Source organism: Grimontia celer, assembly GCF_900055185.1.
Taxonomy (GTDB): Bacteria; Pseudomonadota; Gammaproteobacteria; order Enterobacterales; family Vibrionaceae; genus Enterovibrio; species Enterovibrio celer.
In genome coordinates this window covers 1-519 of the sequence record NZ_FIZX01000089.1, presented here as the reverse complement: position 1 = coordinate 519, position 519 = coordinate 1, and the positions used below count along the sequence as shown (strand labels likewise).

Genomic DNA, 519 nt, shown 5'->3' with positions numbered 1-519 from the left:
AAATGGATTGGATCGATTGTCGGCCTATTGTTTGGCGGCTTTTTTGGCTTAATTTGTGGTTTTTTTATCGGTATGGTCATCGACCGAGCTAAAGGATCAAGTAGGGGATACCGCCGCACAGGCGCTTCTTTGCTGGAACAGCAGCAAGTGTTTTTCCAAACGTTGTTTAAAATGATGGGACGGCTGGCGAAATCTGATGGCCGTGTTTCAGAAGAGGAGATTCAGCTGGCGAAAGCGGTGATGCAGCGTTTACGTCTGTCGCCAGAAGCGCAGCGTCAAGCTCAGGAGTTGTTTAATCAAGGTAAGTCAGAAAACTTTGATGACGATGCGGTGTTAAATCGTTTTAGCCAAGTGGTTGGGGGCGGCATGCTGCGTCGCTCTTTAATCGAAGTATTGTTGCTGTCTGCGTATGCCGACGGTCACTTATCGTTAGAAGAAAAGTCACTGCTTGAGAAAATTTGTGTGAAATTGGGCATGTCTAAAACGGAATACAATAGTATCCATGAGCAGATTAAGCGT

Annotated in this window: 1 protein-coding gene; it reads left to right on the top strand. The window is 46.1% G+C overall.

What is annotated here, in order from left to right; translation table 11 throughout:
* A partial coding sequence (locus GCE9029_RS25575) for a TerB family tellurite resistance protein (protein ID WP_197475449.1) occupies positions 1–519 on the top strand: 519 nt, incomplete at both ends.